General features: G+C 65.4%; 17 protein-coding genes. 12 read left to right on the top strand and 5 right to left on the bottom strand.

The genetic code is table 11. The features are described 5' to 3' along the window. Positions 1-241: 241 nt before the first annotated feature. From KU887_RS30440 to KU887_RS30410, 7 genes are all read left to right on the top strand, one after another. Entirely contained in the window at positions 242-721 is a 480-nt protein-coding gene (locus tag KU887_RS30440) for a MarR family winged helix-turn-helix transcriptional regulator (protein WP_006482157.1), read from the top strand. Next, positions 718-2841, top strand: a complete 2124-nt coding sequence (locus KU887_RS30435; RefSeq protein WP_006497849.1) for an FUSC family protein — start codon at positions 718-720, stop codon at positions 2839-2841. The genes KU887_RS30440 and KU887_RS30435 overlap by 4 nt, the downstream gene beginning before the upstream one ends. Before the next feature lie 34 nt (positions 2842-2875). Beyond that, positions 2876-3088, top strand: a complete 213-nt coding sequence (locus KU887_RS30430) for a DUF1656 domain-containing protein (RefSeq protein WP_006481008.1) — start codon at positions 2876-2878, stop codon at positions 3086-3088. A 1-nt stretch (position 3089) separates the two neighbouring features. Next, on the top strand, positions 3090-4067 hold the full coding sequence (locus KU887_RS30425) for an HlyD family secretion protein (protein WP_006481647.1): 978 nt from the start codon (positions 3090-3092) through the stop codon (positions 4065-4067). Then, the gene (locus tag KU887_RS30420; protein WP_084752253.1) at positions 4064-5551 is read left to right on the top strand and encodes an efflux transporter outer membrane subunit; all 1488 of its coding nucleotides are present in this window, start codon (positions 4064-4066) and stop codon (positions 5549-5551) included. Before KU887_RS30425 ends, KU887_RS30420 begins: the two co-directional genes overlap by 4 nt. A gap of 168 nt (positions 5552-5719) precedes the next feature. Next, positions 5720-6145, top strand: coding sequence for a molybdopterin-binding protein (locus KU887_RS30415; RefSeq protein WP_077056899.1), 426 nt, complete (start codon positions 5720-5722; stop codon positions 6143-6145). Positions 6146-6220: 75 nt separating this feature from the next. After that, entirely contained in the window at positions 6221-6811 is a 591-nt protein-coding gene (locus KU887_RS30410; protein WP_034203800.1) for a nitrogen fixation protein NifQ, read from the top strand. A 306-nt stretch (positions 6812-7117) separates the two neighbouring features. Here KU887_RS30410 and KU887_RS30405 read toward each other — a convergent pair whose 3' ends face one another. Together KU887_RS30405 and KU887_RS30400 are read right to left on the bottom strand one after the other, a co-directional pair. Beyond that, positions 7118-8179, bottom strand: coding sequence for a DMT family transporter (locus KU887_RS30405; protein ID WP_062885904.1), 1062 nt, complete (start codon positions 8177-8179; stop codon positions 7118-7120). Between the two features lie 483 nt (positions 8180-8662). Continuing rightward, on the bottom strand, positions 8663-9334 hold the full coding sequence (locus KU887_RS30400; RefSeq protein ID WP_006497845.1) for a ProQ/FinO family protein: 672 nt from the start codon (positions 9332-9334) through the stop codon (positions 8663-8665). 638 nt (positions 9335-9972) lie between these two features. Between KU887_RS30400 and KU887_RS30395 the strand changes: the two genes are divergently transcribed. Then, the gene (locus KU887_RS30395) at positions 9973-10557 is read left to right on the top strand and encodes a DUF2889 domain-containing protein (RefSeq protein WP_006497843.1); all 585 of its coding nucleotides are present in this window, start codon (positions 9973-9975) and stop codon (positions 10555-10557) included. Between the two features lie 105 nt (positions 10558-10662). Here KU887_RS30395 and KU887_RS30390 read toward each other — a convergent pair whose 3' ends face one another. Beyond that, positions 10663-11154, bottom strand: coding sequence for a flavodoxin family protein (locus KU887_RS30390; protein WP_006489078.1), 492 nt, complete (start codon positions 11152-11154; stop codon positions 10663-10665). A 195-nt stretch (positions 11155-11349) separates the two neighbouring features. Next, a complete protein-coding gene (locus KU887_RS30385; RefSeq protein ID WP_006489088.1) occupies positions 11350-12003 on the bottom strand; it encodes a TetR/AcrR family transcriptional regulator in 654 nt (217 codons plus the stop codon). A gap of 83 nt (positions 12004-12086) precedes the next feature. Between KU887_RS30385 and KU887_RS30380 the strand changes: the two genes are divergently transcribed. The 4 genes from KU887_RS30380 to KU887_RS30365 all read left to right on the top strand — a co-directional run bounded on the left by KU887_RS30380 (position 12087) and on the right by KU887_RS30365 (position 17855). After that, positions 12087-13211 (top strand): MBL fold metallo-hydrolase, encoded by a 1125-nt coding sequence (locus KU887_RS30380; RefSeq protein ID WP_258258681.1) that lies wholly within the window; start codon positions 12087-12089, stop codon positions 13209-13211. Between the two features lie 131 nt (positions 13212-13342). Next, on the top strand, positions 13343-14359 hold the full coding sequence (locus KU887_RS30375) for an AraC family transcriptional regulator (protein WP_006491931.1): 1017 nt from the start codon (positions 13343-13345) through the stop codon (positions 14357-14359). Positions 14360-16135: 1776 nt separating this feature from the next. Continuing rightward, entirely contained in the window at positions 16136-16831 is a 696-nt protein-coding gene (locus tag KU887_RS30370; protein ID WP_006489070.1) for a ParA family protein, read from the top strand. Further along, the gene (locus tag KU887_RS30365) at positions 16824-17855 is read left to right on the top strand and encodes a ParB/RepB/Spo0J family partition protein (RefSeq protein ID WP_060213374.1); all 1032 of its coding nucleotides are present in this window, start codon (positions 16824-16826) and stop codon (positions 17853-17855) included. Before KU887_RS30370 ends, KU887_RS30365 begins: the two co-directional genes overlap by 8 nt. A 95-nt stretch (positions 17856-17950) precedes the next feature. Here KU887_RS30365 and KU887_RS30360 read toward each other — a convergent pair whose 3' ends face one another. After that, on the bottom strand, positions 17951-19267 hold the full coding sequence (locus tag KU887_RS30360) for a replication initiation protein (RefSeq protein ID WP_006489076.1): 1317 nt from the start codon (positions 19265-19267) through the stop codon (positions 17951-17953).

Genomic DNA, 19267 nt, shown 5'->3' with positions numbered 1-19267 from the left:
TTCGAATTTGCTTAACGCGCGCGGCGGTGCGCCGGGCTGCCGGACGGTTCTCGTCTGACTATTCAATATAGTCGCCGCGCCGGATGTGGACGGTTCGGGGTCGCCCCCTTACGGCTTGACCCCGGCCTGCACGCCGCCTACATTGCTTCAGACGGGCCGGCCGGGCCGCATGCGACGTGTCATCCGGGTGACAAAAAACGATAGTTTGCTATCGAATGTTTTTGCCCCTATCATCTCGCCCATGACCAATCTGCACGACCTCCGCCTCGCCGTCAGCAGCCTGCTCGTGCTCACCGCGCGCAAGTGGCGCCGCACCAGTGACGGCGTGCTGACCGCGTACAACGTGTCCGAGGCCTGCGCGACGCCGCTCCTGATGGCCGGGCGCCTCGGCGAAGGCGTGCGGCAAGGCACGCTCGCCGAACACGTCGGCATCGAAGGGCCGTCGCTCGTGCGCCTGCTCGACCAGCTGTGCGCGGCCGGCCTCGCGCGCCGCGACGAGGATCCGCACGACCGCCGCGCGAAAACGATCTCGTTGACGGCCGCCGGCCGCGCGGTCACCGCGAAGATGGAAGAAGACCTGCGCGCGCTGCGCGCCCAGGTGCTCAAGGGCGTGTCGCGCGCCGATCTCGAGGCGACGCTGCGCGTGCTGAACGCGTTCAACGCGGCCGACCCGCATCCGCCGGCGTCGCGCCCGCCCCACTCCGACGATTCCGCGTCATGACCTATCCGAGCCTTCGCGACTGGCTGTTCTCGGGCAAGACGTTCGCCGCGTCGATGCTGGCGCTGTACCTCGGCCTGTATTTCCAGCTGCCGCGCCCGTACTGGGCGATGGCGAGCGTCTACATCGTGTCGAACCCGTTCGTCGGCGCGACGCGCTCGAAAGCGCTGTACCGCGCGCTCGGCACCGCGCTCGGCGCGGCCGCCGCGATCTTCTTCGTGCCACCGTTCGTCGAGACGCCGCTCCTGTTCAGCATCATCGTCGCGACCTGGTGCGGCACGCTGCTGTACCTCGCGATCTCCGACCGCACCGCCCGCAGCTACGTCTTCATGCTCGCCGGCTATACGATGCCGCTGGTCGCGCTGCCGACCGTCACCGATCCGTCCACCGTGTTCGACGTCGCGATCGCGCGCACCGAGGAAATCGTGCTCGGCATCGTGTGCGCGAGCGTGGTCGGCAGCGCCGTGTTCCCGAACCGGCTCGCGCCGACGCTGATCGAGCGCACCGACGCGTGGTTCAAGGACGCCGCGTTCTACGGCCGCGAAACGCTGTCCGGGCACCTGGCGGGCAAGGCGCTGTCCGCGTGCCGGCAGCGGCTCGCCGCGACCATCACCGGCCTCGAGTTCCTGCTGAGCCAGTTGGGCTACGACCATGCGCATCCGCGCGTCCTCGCGCGCGCGCAGGCGCTCGCGGGCCGGATGCAGCTGTTCCTGCCGCTGATGTCGTCGCTCGCCGATCCGCTGATCGCGCTGATGCGCGACCTGCACGTGCGCCCGCCCGCGCTCGACGCACTGCTGGCCGACGCCGCGAAGTGGTTCGACGCACCGCTGCCGGCCGTGCAGACCGACGCGGGCGGCGACATGGCGCACGATCCGGTCGCGGACGACCTGCGCGCGCGCATCGCCGCGCTGCAGCCGCCCGACAGCGCGCTGGCGAGCTGGGACGGCGCGCTGATGTCGAATGCACTGTGGCGGCTGCGCCAGGTCATCGACATCTGGCAGGACTGCCGCTCGCTGCGCGCGCTGATCGCGAACGAATCGGGCGTATGGCAGCCGCGCTACCGGCACTGGCGGCTCGGCGGCACCGAGCGCTTCTTCGATCGCGGGATGATGCTGTTCTCGACGCTGACCGTCGTGTTCGCGATCGTGTTCGCGTGCTGGCTGTGGATCTCGTCCGGCTGGCACGACGGCGCGGCGGCCGTCACGCTCGTGGCCGTGTCGTGCAGCTTCTTCGCCGCGCTCGACGAGCCGGCGCCGCTGGTGTTCAAGTTTTTCCTGTCGACCACCGCGAGCGTCGTGTTCGCGGGCCTGTACCTGTTCGTCGTGCTGCCGCACGTGCACGATTTCGCGATGCTCGTGCTGATGTTCGCGGGCCCGTTCATCCTGATCGGCACGCTGCTGCCGCGCCCGCAGTTCAACATGGTGACGATGCTCGTCGCGGTGAACACGGCCACCTTCATCAGCATCCAGAGCGCGTACGAAGCCGATTTCTTCGTGTTCCTGAACAGCAATCTCGCGGGCGTCGCCGGGCTGCTGTTCGCGTACGTATGGACGCGCGCGACGCGGCCGTTCGGCGCGGAACTCGCGGTGCGGCGCCTGCTGCGCTCGGGCTGGGAGGACGTCGCGCGCTCCGCGTCGACGCAGCCGCTCGACGACCAGCGCAACCACGCGTCGCGGATGCTCGATCGCGTCACGCAACTGCTGCCGCGCCTCGGCGCGTCCGACGACCACCGCCATCCGTCGATCGAAAGCTTCCGCGACCTGCGCATCGCGCTGAACGCGCTCGACCTGCGCCGCTCGCGACGCCGGCTGTCGGGCGACGTGCCCGATGCGATCGATCGCGTGCTGGCCGGCGTCACCGATCACTACACGCGCTGCGCGGCCGCGAACGCGCGCCAGCCCGCGCCGCCCGCGCTGCTGGCGACGATCGACGACGCGCTGCGGCGCGTGGCCGGCCGCACCCTGCCGGACGCCGCGCCGACCGACGGCACGGCCGCACCCGCGGTGCCCGCCACGCACCGCCGGCTGCGCGACACGCTGCATGCGCTCGTCGGCCTGCGCCTGTCGCTGTATCCGGCCGCGTCCGCGCAAGCGCCGCAGCCGCCGGACGGAGCGCGCGCATGAGCCGGCTTTCCACCTTGTCCTTCCGACCGCGACCATGATCGGCGAAATCGATATCTTCGGCGTGTTCGTGCCGGCCCCGCTCGTGCTGATGCTGATCGCCTACCTGATCAACATCGTCGTGCGCGCGGTGCTCGAACGCGTCGGCTTCTACCGCCTCGTCTGGCACCGTTCGATCTTCGACCTCGGCATCTACGTATTCGTGCTGGCCGCCGTCGTGATCGTGTCCCACCAACTCGTGGCTACCTAACGTGAAAAAAACCTGGCTCTCGGCAGGGCAAGTCCTGCTCACCCTGATCGTCGTCGTCGTGGCCGGCCTCGTGCTGTGGCGCATCATCAACTACTACATGTTCTCGCCGTGGACGCGCGACGGGCACGTGCGCGCCGACGTGATCCAGGTCGCGCCGGACGTGTCGGGCCTCATCACGTCGGTGCAGGTCGCCGACAACCAGGAGGTCAAGCGCGGCCAGGTGCTGTTCGTGATCGACCAGGCGCGCTACGCGCTCGCGGAGCGGCTCGCCGAAGCGACGCTCGCGCAGCGCCGCGCGACGCTGGCGCAGGCGAAGCGCGAATACGCGCGCAACCTGCAGCTCGGCAACCTGGTCGCGAGCGAACAGGTCGAGGAAAGCCGCACGCGCGTCGAGCAGGGCGAAGCGAGCGTCGCCGATGCGCAGGTGTCGCTCGACACCGCGAAGCTGAACCTGCAGCGCACGACGATCGTCAGTCCCGTGGACGGCTACCTGAACGACCGCGCCCCGCGCGTCGGCGAGTACGTGCCGGCCGGCCGCGCGGTGCTGTCGGTCGTCGACCGCAACTCGTTCCGCGTCGACGGCTACTTCGAGGAAACCAAGCTGCGCGGCATCCATATCGGCCAGCCGGTCGACATCATCGTGATGGGCGAGCCGCATGCGCTGCGCGGCCACGTGCAGAGCATCGTCGCCGCGATCGAGGATCGCGACCGCACGCAGGGCGCGAACCTGCTGCCGAACGTGAATCCGGCGTTCAGCTGGGTGCGGCTCGCGCAGCGCGTGCCGGTGCGCGTCGTGCTCGACGAGGTGCCCGACGACTTCCGGATGATCGCGGGCCGCACCGCGACCGTGTCGATGCGCGGCGCCGACGCGCGCCGCAACGACAACGCGAAGCCGGTGGGCGCCAGCACCGCATCGGCGAGCGCGCCGGTTCCGGCCGCGTCCGGTACGGCCGCGAGCGCCACCGGAGCCTCGCAATGAAGCGGCACGGTCTGCGCGTCGCGGCAACGCTCGCCCCGCTGGCGCTCGCACTCGGTGCGTGCAAGTCGGTCGGCCCCGACTACACGCTGCCGCAGCAGGCGTACGTCAATGCGCCGCTCGCGAATCATGCGCTCGACGACGCGAACGGCGCGCTGGTGTCGCGCGACGCGGTGCCCGGCAACTGGTGGCAGCTGTACGACGACCCGGTACTCGACGGGCTCGTGCGCGACGCGTTGAAGTCGAACACCGACCTGCGCGTCGCCGCGGCCAACCTCGCCCGCTCGCGCGCGGCGCTGGTGGTCGCGAACGAACAGGGCGGATTCTCGGGCGGCGCGGAAGCGGCCGTGCAGCGCGCGCAGGAATCGGCCGAGCAATACCTGCTCGAAAACAAGCTGCCGGTCGTCAACGAAGGCACGGTCGGCATCAACGTGTCGTACGAGCTCGACCTGTTCGGCAAGCTGCGGCGCGGCGTCGAAGCCGCGCGCGCGGACAGCGAGGCCGTCAAGGCGGCCGGCGACCTCGCGCGCATCACGGTCGTGGCCGACGTCGTGCGCGCGTACGTCGAAGCGTGCTCGGCCGGCGACGAACTGGCGATCGCGAAGCAGTCGCTCGCGTTGCAGCAGCAGCGCGTGAAACTGTCGCAGCGGCTGCGCGATGCCGGACGCGGCAACCAGACCGACGTGACGCGCGGCGTGACGCAGGTGCGCACGCTCTCCGCCGACATTCCGCGCTTCGAGGGCCGCCGCAAGGTCGCGCAGTACCAGCTCGCCGCGCTGCTCGCGCGCGCGCCGGCCGATCTGCCGAAGGCCGCCGCCGAATGCGAACGCCTGCCGAAGCTGCGTCAGCCGATTCCGATCGGCGACGGCGCCGCGCTGTTGCGCCGCCGCCCCGACGTGCGCGAAGCCGAGCGGCAGCTCGCCGCCGCGACCGCGCGGATCGGCGTGGCAACCGCCGCGCTGTACCCGTCGGTCAGCATCGGCGCGTCGGCCGGCTCGGTCGGCGTCGCCGCCGATCTGTTCTCGTCCACCACGAATCGCTGGTCGTTCGGTCCGCTGATCAGCTGGTCGTTCCCCGTCAACGGCCAGCGCGCGCGCGTGCGCGAGGCCGAAGCCGCGACGGGCGGCGCACTCGCGCACTTCGACGGCGTCGTGCTGAATGCGCTGCGCGAAACGCAGTCGAGCCTCGCGACCTATGCCGCCGACGTGCAGCGTACGGACGCGCTGCGCACCGCGTACGAGTCGGCCCGCAATTCCGCCGCCGAAACCCATCGTCTCTACGCGGCCGGCCGCGAATCGTTCATCGCCGATCTCGATGCGACGCGCACGTTGACGAGCGTGCAGGCGCAGGTCGCGGCGGCCGAAGGCCAGGTCGCGGCCGACCAGGTGCGGCTCTTCCTCGCGCTCGGTGGCGGGTGGGAGAGCGACGGCGCGACGGCTGCCGGCTCCGCCGCCGCGACGCCCGCGAGCGGCCCGTCAGCGCCGTAGCGTCATCGCCGCCGGCACGAAACGCGCGATGACAGCGAGTTTTCGTGATGCGCGTCATGGCATCCGCTGGGCGACGCCCACCCGCGTTGCCGGTACACTGGCCGATGCATTTCCATTCATCTGCTGCCGCAGCCGGGCCGGCCGCGGCATCCACCTCGGAGAATCATCATGCGAACCAGCGCCCGCAACCAATTCGCCGGCCAGATCGGCGCCGTCAAGCCCGGTGCCGTCAACGACGAAATCACGCTGCGCACGCAGGACGGCCTCGAGATCGTCGCCGTGATCACCCACGGCAGCGCGGCGTCGCTGGGTCTCGCGGCCGGCACGAAGGCGTTCGCGCTCGTCAAGGCATCGTCGGTCATCGTGATGGTCGATGTGGACAGCAGCAAGGTGTCGGCGCGCAACTGCGTGACGGGCACCGTCGCGTCGGTCGCGAAGGGCGCGGTCAATTCGGAAGTCGTGATCAAGGCCGCGGGCAGCGCGGAGATCGTCGCGATCGTCACCAACGACAGCGTCGATCGTCTCGGCCTCGCGAGCGGCACCGCTGCGTCCGCGATCTTCAAGGCGTCGAGCGTGATCGTCGGCGTCGAGTGATCGTGTGACGATCGCGATGGTGATACGTCGTGCACGTCGCATGCGTGCGGCCTGGTTCCCGTCCGGAGGCTGACGATGACCGCTTCGGCCGATCGCACGTACGAACAGGCGTTGCAGTCGCTGCAATCTGCGACAGCCAACGCCGACGTGCCCGATGCCCGGTTGTTCGGCACACTCGTTGCGGCACGCGCGGGGCGTAACGAACTGACGCTGCTGGGCTTGTCTCCCGACCGGTTCGCCTGGCTGCTGGCCCGGCAGTTTCCGCATCTGCGATCCGCCGATATCGCCGCACTCGCGCCGACGGTCACGCCGCCAGCGCTGCCGGCCACGCACGCGGCATTCGTCGCGACGCTGCACGCGCGGTTGATGGACGACGCGAATCCCGCGGTCGCTCGCGACGATGCCGACTGCCTCGCCGCGATCATCGCGCATGCGTGTCTGCGCCCCGATCATCTGTGGCGCGACCTCGGGCTCGATGGGCGCGACGCGGTATCCGCGATGCTCGAGCGCTTTTTCCCCGCGCTTGCCGCGCGCAACGTCGCGCATCTGCGCTGGAAGAAATTCCTTGCGCAGGAAGTGGCCGCATCGCTCGGTGTGGCGCCCGGGCCCGCCCCCGGATGCCCGGGCTGCGAGGATTTCGGTTTCTGCTTTCCTCGCGCGCGATAGTCGGCGCGGCAACGTACGTACCGTCGTCTGTTTCGCCGCGTCGCTAGCGAGAACCTGCCGTTACGCGACTTCGACGCCACATTCCGCTTCCACGAGCCGGCATCGCGCGCAACATCGACCGAATGATCGTCGAACGCGCGATCCGGTTAACGGAGCGCATTCCGCACCCTCAACGCGACCCGGTGACGAGCGGCCTTCGATGTGCGGTCGCCGGCACATGCGTCGACGACCTGTCGACGACCGGCTGTCCGCGTTTCCCATAAACGGTCACCTTGCGACGCGCCACACGCATTGCTCACGACACGATCAATGCCGATGCCGGTGATGAATATCCGGAAAATGCGCATGGCTGTGCGTGATCGGCAAATGCACGTGCGGATGCGTGTGCGGTTCGTCGCCGTCATACGGAAAATCGTGCGAGTGCTGGTGATGGTCGTCGTGCCGATGCCGGTGCGTATGCTCGAGCCGCTCGTGCTCATGCGCGTGCTCGTGCCGTTCGCGCACGTGCAGCCAGATGCCGAGCGCCATCAGCGCAGCTGCGATCCAGAACGTCGCGGGCGGCAGCGCGGGCCAGATCAGCAACGACAACACGACCCCGAACAGCGGCGCGATCGAAAAATACGCGCCGGTGCGCGCGCTGCCGAGATGACGCAGCGCGACGACGAACAGCACGAGGCTGATCCCGTAGCCGCCGAGCCCCGTCAGCATCGCCGCGGCCGTAACCGGTATCGCGGGCAGCGTCGCGCCGGTCGCCAGCGCGATGCCGATGTTCACCGGCCCCGCGATCAGCCCTTTCAGGCACGCAATCACCATCGCGTCGTTCGCGGCCACCTTGCGGGTCAGGTTGTTGTCGATCGCCCAGCACAGGCACGCACCGACGATCAGCCACGCGCCGACCGGCACGCCGGCGCGGTCCGGCGTCCACGACAACAGCGTGCCGCCGGCGACGATCGCCACCATGCCGACGAATATCTGCGTATCGACGTTCTCGCGAAACACGACCCACGCGATCACCGCCGTCAGCACGCCTTCGAGATTGAGCAGCAACGCGCTCGTCGCCGCCGGCGTGCTCGACAGCCCGAGCATCAGCAAAGCCGGGCCCGCCACGCCGCCCGCCGCGATCGCACCGGCCAGCCACGGCAGATCGGCGCGCCGTAGCGGCGCCGCATCCGCGGCCGGTGCGCGACGGCTGTACCAGCCGCGCAGCAGGATCCCGATGCCGAGCCCGATGCCGCTGCCGAGATAGAACAGGCCCGCAACCATGAACGGCGACATCGCGCCGATCAGCGCCTTGGCAAGCGGTGTCGCGGCGCCGAACAGCGCAGCGGCGGCGAGCGCGACGAAAATCGCGGAATGTCTCGGGTTCATGATCCGGGTTGTATCGACGTGGATGAAGCTGAGCGTGGCTCGGGGCCGACGCGGGCTTGTCTTACTTTTCGAAAGGCTGCTTGTATCGCGGCGATTGGCTTGCCCGCAGTCCGACGATCCAGCCGTGATTATCGCGCGCCGTTTTGTCGGGATGGGCACACGGGACCGCGCGCGCGTCGATCGACGTTTTTCACGCCATCATTTCGTAAAACGAATTATCTGACTGACGCACCGGATTAATCGGTGATGCGTATTATTTACGTTCCATCAGCACGGTCGAAATATCGTGTGCGCCAGGATCGAACGTTGTCCGTCCGGTCGCGTTGATTGTTCGACGAGAGAGGGGAATGTACCGGCCGGATCGGCGCCGGTGAAGGCAGTCCCGACCTGCCTCTGTCGAGGCAAGTCGGTCTGTCGTGTGATTCATCGCATGCAACCTGCATGCGAGCACGCGCCGTACGGTCGACGGCAGCGCAGTGCGGATTACTCGTTGCCGGCCGCTTGCTGCTCGACCTGCGGCGCGACGTCGGTCTGCACCTTCGTTTCCGCTTCGGCTTCCGCCGGTTGCGGCGCGGCAGCTGCCTCGGCCTGCTGCTCGGCCTTCGGCTGCTGCGGCGCCCCCTTGGCCGACTGCGCCGCGCCCTTGTTCGGGCGGCGAGCCTTCAGGCGGCGCGCACGCGCCGCATCGTCGTGCGTCACGCGCCCGGCTTCGTTGCCCTGCAGGTCGACGCGCACCGCGTCTTCGACGAGGCAGGACCAGTAGCGATTGCCACGGCACCATGTCGACATCGCTTCGCGCAGTTCGGCTTCGTTGAGGCCGACGGCCTGCGCTTCGCGGGCGAGATCGTCCCAAATGCCGACCTTGAGCGGCACTTTGGGGGCCGGATTCTTCGGGAACGCGCGCGGAAACTTCCGCTGCAGTTTGCCGATTGCGACGATGACCGGATCGACCGGCGCCGACGGCTTTGCCGAGGCAGGCTTCGCCCGATGCTGCGCCTTCGCGCCGGCACCCGGCTTGGCGCCGCGGGACGGCTGGTCGCCGGACTTCGGCTTCACACCAGCGTCCGTCGGCGCTGCCGGCCGCTTCGCGTTGCGCTCCTGCTTGGCCTTCGCTGCGAGCTGCGCCCGCAATTCGGCAAGTTGTTCAAAACCCATAAATTCAATCCACCAGGAATATAAGGTGTGGTTCGTGCGGCCATGCCGCGCGGCACAAAAGCTTCGCCGCCATGCGCGGCCGGCCTGCCGCCGGTGCGGAATACTACGGGGCCGCATCGCGCACGCCACTCTGTTTTCAGGCACCCGGCCTCGATGCCGGACAAGGCAGGAGTGGAAGTATACCGGTACGCGGGACGGCCGGTTGACTCACCGGTCTGCATTCGCCCGATTCGGGGCACCGGAAATGCGTCCGCGCGGTCGTGTTGCGCATTATATGGATACGCTTCCGGATGTCACGCCATTCGCGGCCACGGCCGGAAATCGGGGGCGGGCCGACCGATACGCGATCTTCCGCGCGACCCACAGTCGAACGGCGGCGTATCGCATCCGCGACGCGTTGTGCGGACCTGCGACGTCGCGCGACACGCGTCCTTGACGCTCGTGTGCACCGGCATCGATACACGACTCGTTGCGTCCGCATCGATCGCGGCGCGGACGAAGATATCGGAAAGTGCGTAGTATGGCCGCATCGACTTCGTTGGCAGCATGTCTCGCCTGCTTTTCCCCACGCGCCCGGTCAGCCGGGCGCGATCCCGTTGCCTGCGAAAAGCCCCGGTTACACGAGATGGAGCGGATGCATGGTTTCCCAAGACGACACCCCACACGACGGCATCACGCGCGAGGAGATTCACCATCGGCAGATCGACATGCGCGGCTATCGGCGCAGCGACGGCCTGTTCGAAGTGACGGCCTGCCTCGCGGACCGCAAGACCAGCGATTTCACACCGCCCGGCGGCGCGCGGACGGTCGTGGCGCGGACGCCGCTCCACGATCTCGGCGTAACGCTGGTGTTCGACGTCGACATGGTCGTCCGCGCCGTATCCACGTTCATTCGTTCGCATCCGTATGCGCAGTGTCCGGGCGGCGGCGACTCGCTGCAGGCGCTCGTCGGATTGAACATCGGCGCCGGCTGGAACAGCGAGGTTCGCAAGCGCCTGCCGTCCTGCGATACGTGCACACACCTGAAGGAATTGCTCGGTCCGATCGCAACGACGGCCTATCAGACGATGGTCGGCATGCGGCGATCGTCGCTCGATTACCGCGACAGCGAAGGAAAGCCGCTCAAGATCGACAGTTGCTACGCCTACGGCGCGTCGCGCGATCTCGTGAAGCGTCTTTGGCCTGAATATCACCGGCCTTCGACCACGGTAAAAGACAGCTGAAGTGCCGGGACCCGGCGGGTTCGGCGTTTGCGGAATGAGTATTGCGCGAACAGCCGCCAATCCTGTCGATGTTCATTCGGCAGATCGACGCCGCCGCATCCGGCATCAGAAAACGCCCAGCGCAAGTCCCGCGGCAAGGCCCGCACCCAGTTCGGCGCAGCGCGCGAGTGCTTCGCTGTCGATCGTCTTCGTCGCGAGAATACGTTCTGGCGTCTGCGCATGCGTGCAGACGATCAGCCCGGGCGCCACGTTCTTCAGCCGCCATCCGGTCGCGATCCGGTCGATCTGGCGCAACGCGTTCTGTCCGTCGCTTCCCGCGCAAATCATCGCCGCATACGGCCGGCCGTTCACGCGATCGAGCGCCGCGTAGTAGCAGCGATCGAAGAAATCCTTCATCAGGCCGGACATCGCCGCAAGATTCTCCGGCGTCGCGAACAGGTACGCGTCGGCGGCCAGCACGTCCGCTGCACTCGTTGCGTCCGCGCGCTGCAACCTGACGTCGACGCCAGGCTGCTCGCGCGCCGCTGCGGCAGCCGCTGCGGCCATCTGCTGCGTGCCTCCGGTCATCGTGTGATAGACGATCAACAGCGTCTTCATGGGTCGTTGCTCGCGTCCGGCTTCGGATGCGCCGGCGGTATCGTTCAGTCTAGGCCAGATGGCCGATCGACACGGGTGGGCGCCATTTGGCGTTCGTGCTTCCAGGGATCGGCCGGTTTGCCCGCTCGTCGACGCCGCGCGCACATCGCAGTGGCTTCGAGCTGTCCGTCGATCTGGATGCTTCCGGTGGCGCGTTCAGTCTTGCTGGCGATGCGGTGCGACGCCGTCGTCCGGTCGCGCGTAGTACGCGAGGAACATGTCGGCAGCCGATTCCGCAACTTTCTGCTGCTCCTGCGCCGTCAACGGCGGCTGGCCCATCGTGATCTGCGGCCAGAACGCGAAGGCCTTCACGGCGCCATGCAACTGATGCGCGGCGAACACCGGATCGGTGACCGACAGGCGGCCGGCCGCCGCTGCCGCACGCACCCAGACCGTGAGGTCTTCCTCCCGCTCGCTGAGACGCTCGACCATGTCGCGCGCCCGTTCCGGCGAATGGATGGCCGCGCCGATCGCGACACGCGCCAGCGCGAGGAAGGCCTCATCATTCATCAAGCGCAATTTGCGGTCGAGCAAGGCGAGCAGTTGCTCGCGCAGCGGTACGTCGGCGCGATAGGTCGGCGAGCTGCCGGTCCGGGTCGCCTCCCACAGCTTGTTCAGGATCGCGGCGAACAGCGTCTCCTTGCCCGGGAAGTGGTTGTAGACGGTGCGCTTCGACACGTCCGCGCGCGCAGCGATGCGATCCATGCTCGTCGCATCGTAGCCGGCCGCGAGAAATTCCTCGATTGCCGCATCGACGATGGCCGCGCGCTTTCGGTCGGTCAGACGCTGAGGGGGAGTGCTGGTATCCATCGAGAAATTTTACACCGGGCAGTTTACTTATCCCAAAAATAAACTACACTGTTTAGTGTACTTTATTCTCCGGATGAACCGACATGGCATCGCCTCTCGTTTTGATTCACCGCATTCTGGGTTTCGCGGCCGCCCGACGTGGCCGGACGCTGTCCGGCAGTTCGCCGCAGCACGATGGCGAGCGCTTTGCCAATGTCGCGCCGCGCCCCGCCGAAGGACTGGGCAAGACGCTGGGAATCGCGTGGAACATGCTGGTCAACAAGCCGCGTCATACGGTGCCTGCCGGCACGTTGCCGGTCGATTCGCTGACCCGCGTGGAGCTCGAGGCGGCGCCCGATCGCAGCCTCTACCGGCTCGGCCATTCGACGCTGTTGCTGAAGTTGCGCGGTGAATTCTGGTTGACCGATCCGGTATTTGCCGAGCGCGCGTCGCCGTTTCGGCGTATCGGGCCCAAGCGCTTCCATGCGCCGCCGATTGCGCTGGAAGATCTTCCGCCGCTACGCGGCGTGATCCTGTCGCACGACCATTACGATCACCTCGATCGCGACACGGTGCTCGCGCTCGCCGCAACCACCGGCGTGTTCGTGACGACGCTGGGCGTCGGCGATCGGCTGATCGAATGGGGGATCGACGCGAACCAGGTCCGCCAGCTCGACTGGTGGCAAAGCGTGGACGTGGCCGGGGTGACGCTGACGGCGACGCCTGCCCAGCACTTCTCCGGGCGCAGCCTGTTCGACGGCAACAGTACGCTGTGGGCGTCGTGGGTGATCGTCGACGACGACCTGCGCCTGTTCTTCAGCGGCGATACCGGCTATTTCGGCGGCTTCCGGGAGATCGGCGAGCGCCTCGGGCCGTTCGACGTCACGCTGATCGAAACAGGCGCCTATGATACGCAATGGCCTTACGTGCACATGCAGCCGGAAGAAACCGTGCAGGCGCACATCGATTTGCGCGGGCGCTGGCTGATCCCGATCCACAACGGCACGTTCGACCTCGCGATGCATCGCTGGCAGGAGCCGTTCGAGCGCGTCACGGCGCTGGCGCTCGTGCGCGGCATCGAGCTGTCGACGCCGCGGATGGGCGAACGCCTCGATCTCGACACACCGCATCGCGGCGAACGCTGGTGGCGCACGGTCGACGAGCGCGCGACGGCACCGGCGGCGAAATCGCGACGCTGGCAGTTTTGCGCATCTCAGGCAACGAAGTAGTCCGCCAGTCGCGGCACGCACATGCCTTCCGTGAAGACGGCCGTGCCGCGATTCCAGGCGATGCACGCGTTGCCGGCCTCCCCTGCACGTCGACGGCATGCCTGTCGACCCGATTACCTGAGTGAGAAGTCATGCACCCGGCATCCGCCCGATACATATCCGGCCAACAAGACGACGACATCGCCATCGCGGCATTCGACCAGGCAAGCCACCGTTCGACCGGCCGCAGCCGCGAGAACGAACTGCGACGGACCCTCGCGGAACGCGTCGCGAGGTGGACCGAAGGTGTCGATCACCTCGACACGGCCATTCCCAACTTGAGCTTTCACCGACGGGAAGCGCCGACGCAGCCGATGGAATGCATGGTCGAGCCGAGCTTCGGCCTCGTCGTTCAAGGTGCAAAGCGGGTCATGCAGAGCGGGGATGCCTACATCTACGATGCCGATCGCTTTCTGATCACGTCTCTCGACCTGCCCGGTTCGACGCAGATCATCGAGGCCAGCCCCGACAAACCGTTTCTCGGGCTCGGTCTCAAGCTCGATTTTCGCGTCATGGCCGAATTGATGATGCAAGTCGCGCCGGATCACGACGATGCGCCAGCAGGCCGCGGACTCGTCGTCGGCGACATGACCGAACCACTGTACGACGCGCTGAATCGGTTACTCGCGCTGCTGGACGACCCGCACGCCATTGCGGTTCTCGGCCCGTACATCGAGCGGGAAATCTACTACCGGCTGCTGACGAGCGACCAGGGCGGCCGCCTGCGACAGATTGCGTCCACCGGCAGCCAGTGCAACCGTGTGTCGCGCGCGATCCGGTGGCTGCGCGCTCACTATGACGAGTCGTTGCGTGTCGATGACCTTGCGGCGCAGGTTCAGATGAGCAGTTCGACGTTCCATCACCACTTCCGTCAGCTCACCGGCATGAGTCCGCTGCAATACCAGAAATGGATACGGCTCAACGAGGCACGTCGGCTGATGCTGGCCGAGCGGCTCGACGCTGCGTCGGCGGCGTTCAGGGTCGGGTATGCGAGCCCGACGCAGTTCAACCGGGAATATAGCCGGCTGTTTGGTAATTCTCCGCGACGGGATATCGATAGCCTGCGAGGTGGAGCGGACGTCGCGCTGTCGATCGTGGCGAGTTATTGATTGCGGTGCGGCGGCGGAGATGTGTCGGTTTCGACGGGATTCGAAGGGTTGAAATTGGCTTCGCACACGCGACGTCGACGGGCTTGGGTTGAAGCGTTGGACACCGATATGTTTCCAGCTCGGATGAATGCTCGGCGTCTCAGTCGCTGTTGAACGTCAAACCGCAGCCGACGCGTGTCGAGCGGCCGCATCCCACGCTCGGATCTCACATCCGGCTACAGATAATCGCCCTGAACCGACGCTCTCTGAGCGGATCGTAGCCGCGCTCTCTTCTGAAGACTACGTTGTATCGGTCGCGCTGCGATTACCGGCCCACGAATGCCCGGCGTCAACTCCTATCTACTCCGAACCCCACCATTCCATGAATCGCGCGACCGACGTGTGCGTTGTCACGTGACAACTGGCGCTAAATATCGGTGCGCCCCGTACTCGATTGGAGGCTCAAGGGGATTCAATGGTAGCGCACCGATCCTCCCGGCTCATCGGCGGATCCCGCGAAGAATCAGCCGAAACGTATCAAAAACAACAAATCACATATCAATCAAAACAAATCTAGCCGCAGCCGTATCAATCTTCAATGCCCGGGCGTTGAAAACTCATACGCCCCTATTTCCCGAGGGTGCAGCATCCGTTTTGCGTGAAACAGCATGAAGAATATGGCGCAAACCATTGCCCGACAAGGATTTCCGGCGAGTGCTTATTTTCGGGAAATGTTTCACGATCCGACCCGTTTGGGTTGTTACATGCCTCTGACGTATGATTCAGCGCCAGTAGCAGTTCATACCTGCGGCTATCTCCGGCATCAACAGTCCGCCAGCGCAAGCACCGGCTGGCGGCCACGAAGCAACCTACCCTATCGGCCGGCACGCGTGGAAACGCAGGGTCGCGCCCCTATAAATGGGGACATATCATGACAGCCCCATGCAGCCTTTGCGACAGAGCTCGACAGCATTGCGTCAGCCCTTGAGGGTCCGCACGCCGGTAGGAATTTGGCCGCGCAACCGATCGTGCCAAGGCCTTCGCAGCCCCAAGCCGTTTCTTTGCGACAGCAACGGGGCGCTCCTCGCCATAGAGTCGCCATCGCTTGAACTTCCCGGCATCGCGTCCTGTTGTCACGTGACAACTCACCGATGGACACACGGACAAACCACCTCGGCGAAAACTATCAACTTCGTGCGTTTCCCCGACAATATGCCTCCACGCCGCGAGCGTCGACCAGCAACAACTATTCTTAACTGACCACAAATCCCCTATCCGAGACAGCACCTTGGGATTGTTTGTCACGTGACAACTCATCTTGCCAGGTAGGCGTCCGCGATTCAGCGCCCGTGCAGCGGTAATTACAGTGAAGCGATTACCCCGCGCTCCAGGTCGCAATCGAAAACTTTCGCGCGGCGTAGCATTCAGTGGAATCGATGCCCGGCGACTTGTCACGTGACAACCGGCTCTTCCTCGCTACCGGAGGATCTCAGCGCTCCGGATTTGTATCAAATTTCGTCTCAGACTGAAGCACGACGAGACATCAACTCTCTGAGATAAAGTTTCGCGATCGTTGCCGAAGACGGCGAACTGGCTCGTGCTTGTCGTTCGATTTTACAAACATGAGCGACTGGCTCGTTTTTCTTGGATCAATAAGTACGAGTAACGCCTTAGCCATTCGGCCCACTTGTCACGTAACAACCACAATGATCAACAAAATATCCTCTGCTTCGAACGCTTTTCTGGACATTCCGTTAATAACTGCATATATTACGAAAAACTCCGTGGAGGAATTTAATGGCTTTCAAGATCGCCGTCAGTAATCAAAAAGGTGGGACTGGAAAGACAACCATCTCCGTCAACATCGCGGCTGCCTTCGAAGCCGGCGGTAACAAGGTCGCGTTGATCGATGCCGACCCTCAAGGCACTTCCGTCCGTTGGGTCACGAGCGGCGAGAACACGCTGCCGATGACGGTCCTTTCGCTGGCTCCCGCGGGCCGCGGTATCGGCGGTGAGATCAAGAAGCAGGACGCGAACTTCGACGTGATCGTCGTCGACTGCCCCGGCAACCTGGAAGATCCGCGTATTGCATCCGTCCTCGAAGTAGCCGACTTCTGCCTGGTGCCGCTTTCGCCTTCGCCGGCCGACTTGTACAGCACCGTCGCGATGATCCGCATGATCGAGTCGATGCGCGCCGTTCGAAATCCTCAACTTTCTTCCGCATTGATGCTGAATAGCGTCAATGGAAAAACTAAAATGCGTGAAGAAATTTTAAAAATTCTAAGGGCTGAAGAAATAGGGGAGCATCTGCTCGACAGCCAGATCGCGCAACGCGAGGTCTATCGTCAGACGTTCGCGCTCGGCACCACGATCCATCACCACAATCGATACCTGAAGGGCCTGAAGGAAGCCCGCGCGGAAATCGAAAGGCTGGTCACGGAAATGGCCCAATACATCGCGTCGACGCGCGCTACCGGAGCCGCCCATGGCTAAGGACACCTCGAAAGACAAGAAACCGACCGGCAACCTGCATCTCGCGGCCGGCCTGTTGCGCGGACTCGCGCAGGAAAATGCGGCGCTCGAAACGCGGCTGCCCGAGCCGACGGCCGCACCGGCTGCGGTCGTCGAAGCGACGCCCGCCAGTGCTCCGGCCGCCACCACGCCCGCCGGTACGGCCGATCTTGGCGCGCCGCAGAAGGTGCTAGTCAAGGACTGTATCCCGAACCCGTTCAATCCGCGCGTGTTCTACTCGGAATCGAGCCTGCACGAGCTCGCACTGACGTTGAAACGGGAAGGGCAGATCGAGCCGATCAAGGTCACGCGACTCCCCGAGTTTCCCGGCAAGCTCGTCGTGATCGACGGGCAACGCCGGCTGCGTGCGACGAGCATCAACGGCGACGAGACGATCAATGCGACGTTCCGCACGGATCACACGCCCGAGCAGCTCTATACGATCGCGTATCGCGCGAACCACGACCACGAACGCCAGACGATCTTCGACGATGCGGTTGCGTGGAAACGTCTCCTCGACGAGAAGGTCTTTTCCGACCAGAACACGCTGGCAGAAAAAATCGGCAAGGACAAGGCCTCGATCAGCAAGACGCTGTCGCTCAACGCGCTGCCGAACACGCTGCTGGAGCGGATGGCCAGTGCGAACGACGTCGTCGGTCTGCAGGCGGCGTACTTCCTCAAACTGATCTATGAACGCCTGGGCGAGCCGACGGCCGACCGGCTGCTGACGGCCGTGATCGACCGGAAAAAATCCGTCCGCGATCTCGAGAATTTCCTGCGTGCGCAGAGCGACGGCACCAAGAAGGCCGGACGCACGCGCTACAGCGTTCGTCACGACTTCGCGCTCGAATCGCGCGCGATCGGCCAGTTGAAGACGTATCCGGACGGGCGTCTGGATCTGCAACTCAAGGGCGTCGACGCATCCCACCAGGAAGCGCTTGCGGACAAGCTCAAGACCGTCATCGACGCGTACGTGGCGGATCTGGCGACGGCCACGTCAAAGTAACGCGCCACCGACGAAAGGCCTCGTCTTCGCACTGCGCCGCCAACCCGGACCGCAACACGGTTCGGCGCACGGCGCGCACGACGGCGAGGCCGCGTTCAGTTGCCTGCGAGGCTGCTTTTCAGCAGGAATTCCAGCAGGTCGTCCGAGGTCGGCTCGCCCCAGGTATCGAGCGCCAGCCATCGGAAGAAGCTCGTCTGCGCCAGCTTGCTCGCCTTCTTCTTCGGCGACAGCGTCAGGTCCTTCGACCCCGCCACCGTCTCGTTGTAGCGCTCGATCAGCTTGGTCTGGTCGTCGATCTCCAGCTCGCGGAAATACGCGCCGGCTTCCTCGACCTTCGCCGCCAGATACTTGTCGCGGATCTGCTCCTGCTTGCTCTGCGCGGATTCCTTCGCCGGTGCGGCCGTTTCGGTGCCCTGACCGTCGGCCAGCGTGTAGCCGTGCGTCAGCGCCTTGCGGAAATACGCGGCGACGTTGTCGACCGGCGTCGCATTCTTCTTCGTAGTCCGATTGAGCGTATAGGCGATCGCCGCCTTGATGCGCTGCACGCCGTATTGCGTGATCAACCGGCGCGCTTCCGAGCGCGGAATGCCGAACTTCGCGACTTCCTCGACCAGCGCTTCGTTCTTGACGTCGCCGTCCTCGACCGTATCGGTGCTCTGCTTGCGCGTCACCTTGAACTGCACGGCTTCCACGCTGCGGCCGGATTTGTGTTCGATCAGCTCGAGCGTGTGGTCCGATACTTCGTTCACCTCCTGGATGCACGGCACCAGCACCTTGCTCTTGAACAGCTTGTATTCCTTGTACGACTGCGACGCCTTGTCCTGGCCGAGGATGAGGTCACGGAATTTCGGCAACGGAATCTTCGCGGTGATGCCGATTCCTTCGTAGCGCACCGTGTTTTCCCACAGCGCGAGCGAATGCGATCGCCGGAACTCGCGAGCGATCCGCATATCGATCAGCGCGTAGATTTCGGGATTGAGCAGTTCGCTGCGAATCTGGTCGGAGAAGCTGTACTTCAGCACCGATTGTTCGAGCTCCGCGCCGGCGAGCAGGCCCGACGCCTTCCAGACCGTCGAACGGTCCGCGGCCAGGTAGTCCCAGTTGACGACGGTACTGATCAACGAGTTGACCGTGTCCTTCACGTACTTCGTGTTGTTGCTGTTCAACCCGCTCTCGTGCGACAGCGACGCGATCGAGATCGAGAAGCTCGTCCGGCCGGGTTCGAACGCCTCCTGCCGAAGCGCGTTCTTGATCAGCGAGCTGAACATCTTGCGCTGCTGCAGACCGATCTTTCCGGACTTCGGTGCGATATGAATCGCCTGGACCGCCTTGCGCAACAGGTCGGGAGGCTCGGGTGTCTGAAACAGCGAAACCTGTTTGTCTGAGCCTTTGCTTGCGGGCTTGCGCGGCAT

Source organism: Burkholderia sp. EMB26 (assembly GCF_024730645.1).
In the GTDB taxonomy this organism is placed as follows: Bacteria; Pseudomonadota; Gammaproteobacteria; order Burkholderiales; family Burkholderiaceae; genus Burkholderia; species Burkholderia cenocepacia.
This window is presented reverse-complemented; position numbering and strand designations above follow the sequence as displayed.

Coding starts and splice junctions, on each gene's coding strand:
- KU887_RS30440 (WP_006482157.1), top strand. CDS start 242: ATGACCAATCTGCACGACCTCCGCCTCGCCGTCAGCAGCCTGCTCGTG.
- KU887_RS30435 (WP_006497849.1), top strand. CDS start 718: ATGACCTATCCGAGCCTTCGCGACTGGCTGTTCTCGGGCAAGACGTTC.
- KU887_RS30430 (WP_006481008.1), top strand. CDS start 2,876: ATGATCGGCGAAATCGATATCTTCGGCGTGTTCGTGCCGGCCCCGCTC.
- KU887_RS30420 (WP_084752253.1), top strand. CDS start 4,064: ATGAAGCGGCACGGTCTGCGCGTCGCGGCAACGCTCGCCCCGCTGGCG.
- KU887_RS30415 (WP_077056899.1), top strand. CDS start 5,720: ATGCGAACCAGCGCCCGCAACCAATTCGCCGGCCAGATCGGCGCCGTC.
- KU887_RS30410 (WP_034203800.1), top strand. CDS start 6,221: ATGACCGCTTCGGCCGATCGCACGTACGAACAGGCGTTGCAGTCGCTG.
- KU887_RS30405 (WP_062885904.1), bottom strand. CDS start 8,179: ATGAACCCGAGACATTCCGCGATTTTCGTCGCGCTCGCCGCCGCTGCG.
- KU887_RS30400 (WP_006497845.1), bottom strand. CDS start 9,334: ATGGGTTTTGAACAACTTGCCGAATTGCGGGCGCAGCTCGCAGCGAAG.
- KU887_RS30395 (WP_006497843.1), top strand. CDS start 9,973: ATGGTTTCCCAAGACGACACCCCACACGACGGCATCACGCGCGAGGAG.
- KU887_RS30390 (WP_006489078.1), bottom strand. CDS start 11,154: ATGAAGACGCTGTTGATCGTCTATCACACGATGACCGGAGGCACGCAG.
- KU887_RS30385 (WP_006489088.1), bottom strand. CDS start 12,003: ATGGATACCAGCACTCCCCCTCAGCGTCTGACCGACCGAAAGCGCGCG.
- KU887_RS30380 (WP_258258681.1), top strand. CDS start 12,087: ATGGCATCGCCTCTCGTTTTGATTCACCGCATTCTGGGTTTCGCGGCC.
- KU887_RS30375 (WP_006491931.1), top strand. CDS start 13,343: ATGCACCCGGCATCCGCCCGATACATATCCGGCCAACAAGACGACGAC.
- KU887_RS30370 (WP_006489070.1), top strand. CDS start 16,136: ATGGCTTTCAAGATCGCCGTCAGTAATCAAAAAGGTGGGACTGGAAAG.
- KU887_RS30365 (WP_060213374.1), top strand. CDS start 16,824: ATGGCTAAGGACACCTCGAAAGACAAGAAACCGACCGGCAACCTGCAT.
- KU887_RS30360 (WP_006489076.1), bottom strand. CDS start 19,267: ATGCCGCGCAAGCCCGCAAGCAAAGGCTCAGACAAACAGGTTTCGCTG.